This window comes from Mycobacterium sp. (assembly GCF_036488105.1).
GTDB lineage: Bacteria > Actinomycetota > Actinomycetes > Mycobacteriales > Mycobacteriaceae > Mycobacterium.
The window spans coordinates 1-8,059 of record NZ_DASXHW010000413.1; the positions used below are offsets into that span (position 1 = coordinate 1).

The 8,059-nt window shown below is 64.9% G+C and carries 7 protein-coding genes and 1 pseudogene; 4 read left to right on the forward strand and 4 right to left on the reverse strand.

Annotated features, from left to right (window positions below):
* Positions 1-162: pseudogene (locus VGH54_RS21910) on the forward strand (2'-5' RNA ligase family protein); the annotation flags it as partial.
* Between the two features lies 1 nt (position 163).
* Here VGH54_RS21910 and VGH54_RS21915 read toward each other — a convergent pair.
* A complete protein-coding gene (locus tag VGH54_RS21915) occupies positions 164-1,351 on the reverse strand; it encodes an NAD-dependent formate dehydrogenase (RefSeq protein ID WP_331514198.1) in 1,188 nt (395 codons plus the stop codon).
* Positions 1,352-1,458: 107 nt separating this feature from the next.
* Positions 1,459-2,460, reverse strand: coding sequence for a cupin (locus VGH54_RS21920; RefSeq protein ID WP_414688766.1), 1,002 nt, complete (start codon positions 2,458-2,460; stop codon positions 1,459-1,461).
* 206 nt (positions 2,461-2,666) lie between these two features.
* On the opposite strand from VGH54_RS21920, the gene VGH54_RS21925 reads away from it, so the two are divergent.
* Positions 2,667-3,353, forward strand: a complete 687-nt coding sequence (locus VGH54_RS21925) for a GntR family transcriptional regulator (protein ID WP_331514199.1) — start codon at positions 2,667-2,669, stop codon at positions 3,351-3,353.
* Between the two features lie 5 nt (positions 3,354-3,358).
* On the opposite strand, the gene VGH54_RS21930 is transcribed toward VGH54_RS21925, so the two are convergent.
* The gene (locus VGH54_RS21930) at positions 3,359-3,856 is read right to left on the reverse strand and encodes a tat pathway signal sequence (RefSeq protein ID WP_331514200.1); all 498 of its coding nucleotides are present in this window, start codon (positions 3,854-3,856) and stop codon (positions 3,359-3,361) included.
* Positions 3,857-4,147: 291 nt separating this feature from the next.
* Between VGH54_RS21930 and budA the strand changes: the two genes are divergently transcribed.
* Positions 4,148-4,873, forward strand: coding sequence for an acetolactate decarboxylase (gene budA, locus VGH54_RS21935; RefSeq protein WP_331514205.1), 726 nt, complete (start codon positions 4,148-4,150; stop codon positions 4,871-4,873).
* A gap of 15 nt (positions 4,874-4,888) precedes the next feature.
* Positions 4,889-6,544: an acetolactate synthase AlsS gene (gene alsS / locus VGH54_RS21940; protein WP_331514201.1), complete on the forward strand. Its 1,656-nt coding sequence runs from the start codon at positions 4,889-4,891 to the stop codon at positions 6,542-6,544.
* Between the two features lie 3 nt (positions 6,545-6,547).
* Here the strand turns inward: alsS and VGH54_RS21945 are convergent, their stop codons facing one another.
* Positions 6,548-7,906, reverse strand: a complete 1,359-nt coding sequence (locus VGH54_RS21945) for a hypothetical protein (RefSeq protein ID WP_331514203.1) — start codon at positions 7,904-7,906, stop codon at positions 6,548-6,550.
* Between the last annotated feature and the right edge of the window lie 153 nt (positions 7,907-8,059).

Consider the following 8,059-nt stretch of genomic DNA (forward strand, 5'->3'; position numbering starts at 1 on the left):
CCCGGTCAATGGACGGCGCATGTCACGCTGGCCCGTCGAGTCGAGGGTGCCCAACTCGGACCGGTCCTTCGGCTGGCGGGTCAACCGCCAGAGATCTACGGCAACCTCGCCGGATTGCGCCGCTGGGACGGCAGCGAACGCGTCGAGCACCCGATCAGCTGAGCTACTTGCCGCTGCTGCCGGGGCTCCCGCCACTGCCCGCGGTGTAAGACGCCTTGCCGGTGCCGGCCAACCCGCCGCCGGACACGATCAGGTATTCGTCGCGAATCGGCTTGTCGGCGAAGAAGTCCTCGAGAATCTCCCGCGCCCCCGCGGCGTAACGGGCCTGGGCCGACAGCGTGGTGCCGGAGACGTGCGGCGTCATGGCGTTGTTCGGCATGCTGCGCCACGGGTGGTCGGGCGGTGGCGGCTGCGGATACCACACGTCGCCGGCATAGCCGGCCAGTTGACCGCTCTTCAGCGCTGCCACCACCGCGTCGCGCACGCAGATCTCGGCGCGGGCCGTGTTGACGATGTAGGAGCCGCGCCGCATCGACGCGATCAGCTTCTCGTCGAACAAGTGATAGGTCTGCGGGTGCAACGGAGCGTGGATCGATAGCACGTCGACCGAGCGCGCCAGCGACGCGGCGTCGGGGTGATAGGTGACGTTCAGTTCCTTTTCGACCTCGTCTGGCAGTCTGCGAGTGTCCGTGTAGTGCAGGTTGACGTCGAACGGTGCCATCCGGCGCAACACGGCAGCGCCGATGCGGCCCGCGGCGATTACGCCGACGTCCATGCCCTCGACGTCGTAGCCGCGTTCGACGCAGTCGGCGATATTCCACCCGCCGTCGGTAACCCACTGATGGGACGGAACAAAATTGCGCACCAACGCGAGGATCTGCATGACGGCGTGCTCGGCGACGCTGATGCTGTTGCAGAAGGTCACCTCGGCGACCGTGATCCCGCGGGCGATCGCTGCGTCGAGATCAACATGGTCCGATCCGATGCCGGCGGTCAGGGCTAACTTGAGATTCTTAGCTTTGGCGATCCGCTCGGCGGTGAGGTACGCCGGCCAAAACGGTTGGGAAATAACCACATCGGCGTCGGGCAGCTCCCGCTCGAACTCCGAGTCCGGGCCGTCTTTGTCCGATGTCACGACCAACTGGTGCCCGCCGCCCTCGAGGAATGTGCGCAGGCCGAGCTCACCGGAGACGCAGCCCAGCAATTCGCCCGGAGTGAAATCGATGGCCGACGGGCTCGGCAAGGTCTGGCCGCCGGGGTAGCCATCCAACGCCGGGATGCTGTCGCGTGCGTACACCGGCGGATAGCCGGTGACGGGGTCCGGATAGAGAACAAGCAGTACCTTGGCCATGACATTTCTCCTTTATCTTGAGGCCATCGTTGGACTCAAACTGATGGGATAGCGGCCCAAAACCATTGCAGCCCAGTAGATCATCACTGCTGTTGCTTTGGCTAGGGTCAGCCGGCTACCGCGTCGCGGCGCTGGGTGAACTTGATGTCGAGACTGCGCAGGTAGGTTTGTAGCCCGGCGTCCTGGACCGGAATCAGGTGCGCGGGCGTGTCGGTCTCGTTGTAGTGGGCGTGCCACATGCCCGGCGGGGTTATGAATGCGCCGCCGGCCTGCCAGTCCACCCGGATCGGGTCGGCGATGTCCCCCCGCGCGTCGAGCCGAGTGCCCAGCAGGGTGTAGCAGCCACCCGGGGGCGCATCGAGGATCAGGTCCAGCGCGACCGACTGGTGCCGGTGCGGGCGCTGCTCCTGGCCGGCCGGCAGCACCCCGAACATGGCCCACAGCACGTGGGTGATGGTCAGGGTCTGTTCCTGGTCGGCATTGGCCAGCAGAACGCTGACCCGGCTCTTCTCGTTGGCACCGGGACGGGAGGCGATGTCCTGGAGCTTGGCGGCGACATCGACGCCGCGGAACTTGGTGGGCCGGAATCTGGGTCGGGTTGCGTCAGCACCCAAGTAGCGCAGCAGCGGTTCGTCGTGCACCCAGTACATCGTCGCGTCGGCGTCAGCGTAGAACACCGCGTTCGATCCGGCGGGCAGGGTCAAAAAGTCGCCTTTCTCCCACCCGACCAGGTGGCCGTTGATAGCCGCAAAGCCCCGCCCATGCATTACGTAATACAGCTGGCTGGTGGCGTTCGGGCTGGTGTCGATCTGCTCGCCGGCACGGATGCGCAAGAAGTTGGCCGATAGCGCGGGGCTGGTCGCCGCACCGTCGACGATTCCCAGCTCTTTGGACAGATCCAACGGCACCACGCCCGTCGGCTCGTCCAGGTAGAGCTCGGGGCCGAACCGAACGATCGGCACCTGCGGCACGTGCCCCGAGCCAATCGGGTTGGCGGCCTTGGAGTACTCGAAATAGCGCGCATCATCGGCCCACTCTTCGAAACGGCCCTCGAACCCGAACTCGGCAACGTTGGTCATCGGCGCCGGCATGGTCGGATCCAAGTTCATCGATTCGGCAACTTCCTGCTGCGGGTTCGTGATGGTCACGGCCTGCCTCCTCTGCTGCGTAGCTTGTACCCTAATAGTATCTATCTTGTATCTCAGTTGCAACCGACTCGACATGCCAGATCCTCGTCACATCGGCTGAGCAGCGGTAATATGCGAATACAGCCAGGGATACAAGTGGGATACGGCTTAGCTTCAAGGGGTGTGCTGTGGTACCGAAGGCGACCGGGCGTGGCCGACCCGCGGCCAAGGATCGCGCGCTGGATTACGTCAAAACTCAGGTGCTCACCGGAGCGTTTCCCGGTGGGGAATTGATCAGCGAGGGTGAGGTTGCCACCGCTCTCGGGATGTCGCGCACTCCGGTGCGCGAGGCCTTCCTGCGACTGGAGGCCGAGGGGCTGCTGCGGTTGTACCCGCAGCGCGGCGCGCTTGTTGTGCAGGTGTCCTCGGATGAAGCGCGCGCAGTCATCGAGGCGAGGCTGCTTCTGGAACAGTTCGCGGCCACCAAAGTGGTCGCGCGTGAGCCGGCAGCACGCGCGGCGGTGTTCGAGCGGCTGTCTGCGGCGCTGCAACGACAGCGTGACGCCGCTGCCGCGTCAAACTGGCGAGAGTTCGTAGAGGCCGACCGCGCCTATCACGACGTCACTTTGGAGGACTCGGGAAACGTCATACTGTGCGGCTTCTATTCATCACTGCGTGATCGTCAGATGCGGATGACCGGGGAATCATTGATCCATGATCGCCAGCGGATGGCGACGATCCTCGACGAGCATCGCGGCATTGCCGAAGCACTGCGCGACGGCGATCTCCAGCGGACTCTGGAGGCCGTGCAGAACCACCTCGCGGGCACGCTGCGGTCGCTTGGGCTCGCCGCCGACCCGCCCGCTTCCCGTTGACTGCGTCACACCTGACGCCATGATGGCTGGCTCGGGTCGGTCAGATGCACGTCGACTGGGCCGAGGCCGAAGATGGCGATGACGGCAGGCTCGGACTGGTCGGCTGGCACGCCGTCGTAGTGCGGGGTGCGCGCGGCGCGCTTCACATAGCCACCCGGCCCGACAGGTACTGCATCCTGCGGTTGGAAATCCTTCCCGCTGTTGACAAACCATCTGCCATTAACCACCAGCTGAATCCGGTCGGTCGCATAGGTATGTGGTGCGCTGAACCACCCCGGATTCCATTTCATCACCACCAGATATGGACCCGGAGTGTTGAAATCTCCGTACAGCATGGCCATTTCGCCGCTGTGTGGCGGCAAGTTGCCCCACGGCTCAAAAACGATGTCCTGGTAGTTCTGAATGAACGTTTCACTGGGATCCGGGCCGGCTTCTGGCGGCGGCGCCAACTTGATTGCGCCGGGGTTGCCCGTCTTGTCACCGGCGGCGATCGCTGCCAGCAACAGTGGCCCCGCAGCCAGGAGCGACCGCCGGTCCAGTCCCATATCGCTCATTCGATGCCTCCCCGTACTCGCCTGAAAGAAAAAGTACGCCACGATATCCAGTGTGCAACCGTTCGAATGCCCGGCGGCCCGCCACACTCTCGTGACGGGATTGATAGCAGGCCGGCGGTCGCGTTGACCACGCGGCGAATGAGCGGAACAATCCCTAGCGCGTCGCAACGATGGAGATCCACGATGGCGTTTGATCCGCACGAGTCCGCTACGAGCCGTCTGCGCGGTTGGCTGCACGCGATGATCGCCCATCGCCACGGCAGCGAGGTCTACCAGACCTCGACGATGGGTGCTCTGCTCGACGGCGTGTACGACGGCGACGTGACGATCCGGGAGCTGTTGCAGCACGGCAATTTTGGCCTGGGCACTTTCAACGGCCTCGACGGCGAGATGCTGGTGCTCGACGGCGTCTGCTACCAACTGCGCGGCGACGGCAGCGCTCAGGTTGCCGATGCTGATCAGCGCACCCCGTTCGCCGTCGTCACCTGGTTTGACGCCGACCGCTCGTTCGAGGTGACTGAGCCCATCGACCGCGCCGGTCTCAAAGCCCGGATCGACGAATCACTGCCGAGTACGAATTTGATCGTCGCTGTCCGGGTTACCGGCGATTTCAGTGTGATTCGCACCCGGACGGTCACCGAGCAGCACCGGCCCTACCCGGCGTTCACCGAGGCCACCCAAGATCAGCAAGAGGTGACCTTTCGCGACGTCACCGGCACCCTGGCGGGATTCCGGATGCCGGACTACGAGCAGGGTGTCTCGGTGGCCGGCTACCACTCCCACTTCGTTGACGCCGAACGGCGCCACGGCGGACACGCCCTGGACTACCTGTTGACGCAAGGCCGGGTCGACATCAGTGTTCGCTCGGAGCTGCATCTGAGCCTGCCGCGCACACCGGAATTCCTTGCCGCCGAACTGAACAAGACTGACATGGACTCCCAGATCCGCCACACCGAGGGGGAATGACCTCTGAGCAACGACGTGCGATCAGCCCAACGCGTGGTCGAAACTCTCACCGCCTACGGCATCCGATTCATCTTCGGCGTGCCGGGCGCCAAGATCGACGCCGTGTACGACGCTCTGGCTGACGGAGGCCCGCAACTGGTCGTCTGTCGTCACGAGCAGAACGCCGCGTTCATGGCCGCCGCGGTCGGCCGGCTCACCGGAACACCGGGCGTCGCATTGGTGACGTCGGGTCCCGGCACCACGAATCTGGCCACCGGACTGATCACCGCCACCACCGAGCAGGACCCGATGGTGGCGATCTGCGGTGCCGTACAACGGGCCGACCGGCTCAAGCGCACCCATCAATCGATGGATGCCGCTGCGGCGCTGAAGCCATTCACGAAGTACACCGGCGAGGTCAACGATCCCGACAACGTCCCCGAAGCGGTTGCCAACGCCATCCGCATCGCACTCACCCAGCCGCACGGCGCCGCGGCCGTGGTGCTACCCGCCGACGTGCTCGCGGCCACTACATCTGCGGCAATCGTCGAGCCGACGCCGGTGCCGGCGTTGGGTCCCGCACCGGCTGGTCCAATTGCGCAGGCTGTCAACTTGATTCGGGCAGCAAAGCGCCCGGCGCTGTTCGTCGGCGTTCGCGCCGGCGAACCCGCATCATGTGCGGCGCTGCGCGAGCTGATCGCGGTCGCCGATCTGCCGGTTGTCGAGACATTTCAGGCTGCCGGTGTGGTGTCGCGCGAACTGGAAGAGCGGTTCGTCGGGCGCGTCGGACTGTTCCGCAACCAACCCGGCGACATCGTGATCGGCCATGCCGATGTGTTGGTGACGGTCGGCTTCGACCCGGTCGAATACGATCCGGGGCTGTGGAATTCGGATCCGGGCCGCACGCTGATCCACATCGACGAAATGCCCGCCGACATCGACAACCACTACCAGCCCACCCTCGAGCTGCGCGGCGACATCGCTGCGACGCTGACCGCGTTGACTCGGCACTTGACCGGACTTCGACTGGACGGCGGCGTCAGCGCCCGCATCGCCGAACAGCGGGCAGCGCTGCTGACCATCGATGAGGAGGCACGACAACGCCCGCAGACCGGGGGCGGCGTCAACCCGGCCGCCGTGGTGCTGAAGATCAGGGACCTGATCGACGACATCGCCACCGTGGCCTGTGACGTGGGATCGCACTACATCTATATGGCCAGGCATTTCCGGGTGTATCAGCCTCGGCGACTGCTGTTCTCCGACGGCCAGCAGACCCTTGGTGTCGCGTTGCCGTGGGCGATGGCCGCCGCCCTGGTGCGGCCGGGTACACCAGTCGTTTCGGTGTCCGGCGACGGTGGATTCCTGTTCAGTGCACAGGAATTGGAGACCGCGACGCGGCTGGGCCTGAGCCTCACGCATGTGATCATGCGCGACAACACCTACAACATGGTTGCGTTCCAGGAGGAGCTGAAGTACGGCCGCACATCGGGTGTGCAGTTGGGCGACTACGACATCGTGCACTACGCGGCGGCCTTCGGCGCCAACGGTGTCCGGGTGAGCAGCCTGACCGAGTTCGAGGATGCGTTCACGCGGTCGTTGGCCGAGCCGGGGGTGACCATTATCGACGTGTCAGTCGACTACAGCCGCAACACCGAATTGTTCGCCGAGCTGCATGACGGCGTCCTGGAATGACGGCTACGCGCTGAAGAGCAGGTACAACCCGGTGAAGGTGTAGCTGACCATGACCAGCATCATGGTCAGCTGGCCGGTGAGTTGGTGGCCTGACGGCAGCAGCCGCAACGCTTTGTCGTGGGCCGCGATCACCGCCACGATGTGTCCGGTGACGACGGACGCCACCTTGATGACGGCCAACAACGTGGGATGCAGCGAAAGCACATAGGCGACGTGTAAATGCCCCAGCCCCAGCAGGTTCCAGCCTTTGCCGAGAGGGTCAGCGAGGGCGAACACCGCCTGCTGCCCGCGCTCGACCAGATACGACAAGTAGTGCGCGAAGATGTAACCCACCACGATCGGAATCAGCGAGTGCGCCAGCTGACCGGGTAGCGCACGACGCTGCTCACGGTCGATTCCGCCGGTCGCACGGGCGGCCAGGGAGAAGGTCGTCGCCACCACAGCGACGAAAAACAGCATCCCGATGGTGCGCAACGCGGACAGCGAAAGCGACAGCGGCACAGCATGAATACTCCGGGCGAGGCCGTCGGCGAAGTTGCGCCAGGTTGCCGACGACGAGAAGCTGTCGAATGCGGTGGAGCCAAGCAGCACCGCCAGCACGGCGACGATGCCCGGCCGAATCGGCAACGACAGCAGATGATCGAAGGGGTTGCCGATCGCGATTCTGTGTGTCGTCGAGTCGCGCCGGAAGGGGGAGAGCCGCGAAACTGCCATGCTGTAGACGCCGAACGGGTCCGTTCGGGCGAACCACCGTTGCCCGCATAGCCATCCGCCGCCCAGCATCACCACGGCATAGATCAGCAGCCACGTCTTGACCCACGGCAGCGCGGCCGGGTTGGGGCTGGCCAATTCCATCCACACGAATGCGAACAATCCCACCGCGGCGGGTCGATACCCCCAGGATTCCGGGTAGGTGAGCCGTGACGTGGCGAGGCGTTCCGGGGTAATGCGCTGCAGCAGTAGGTACATCGTGCGCATCGGCGAGATGACCCGCCATATCGGCCCGACCAGCAGCGAAATCGCCACCAGCCCCACCCACAACAGCACGTAAAAGACGCCGAGGAGCGCGTTGCTCTGCGTTTGCGGTCCGCACAACCCGGCCAGCAGCACCCACCCGGTGAACGCCAACGCCGCGACCGCCGCCACACCGCGGGCGACCCGCGAGTCCACGACAGTGGTCACCGCCGCCGGCAGCGGGCGAGTGGGATTGGCCGGATCAAACCGTGGCCGCTTCCACGCGAGGGCGACCAGCGCGAAGGTGAAGGTCAACGCCCAAGCCGCGCCGATCACCGAAAAGGCGTACGGCACAGGAAGATCGCTCGACCCACCAAGGCCGTGCGCGACGATGACCGGTTCGGTCACGGATGCACGTGGATGGTGGCGACGGTGCGGTCGAGATGGTGTAGCTCGACGTCAACGCTGCCCGGAACGTCAACGCTGAATTGGAACGTCTGATTGGCTGCGGCGGCCACCTCGAACTTGTGATCCGGCACCGAGTGCACGTGCAACTCGTCG

Bases quoted from the DNA above. Each gene is read 5' to 3' on its own strand.
- VGH54_RS21920 (WP_414688766.1), bottom strand. From the start codon at position 2,460: ATGAACTTGGATCCGACCATGCCGGCGCCGATGACCAACGTTGCCGAG.
- budA (WP_331514205.1), top strand. From the start codon at position 4,148: ATGATCGCCCATCGCCACGGCAGCGAGGTCTACCAGACCTCGACGATG.
- VGH54_RS21915 (WP_331514198.1), bottom strand. From the start codon at position 1,351: ATGGCCAAGGTACTGCTTGTTCTCTATCCGGACCCCGTCACCGGCTAT.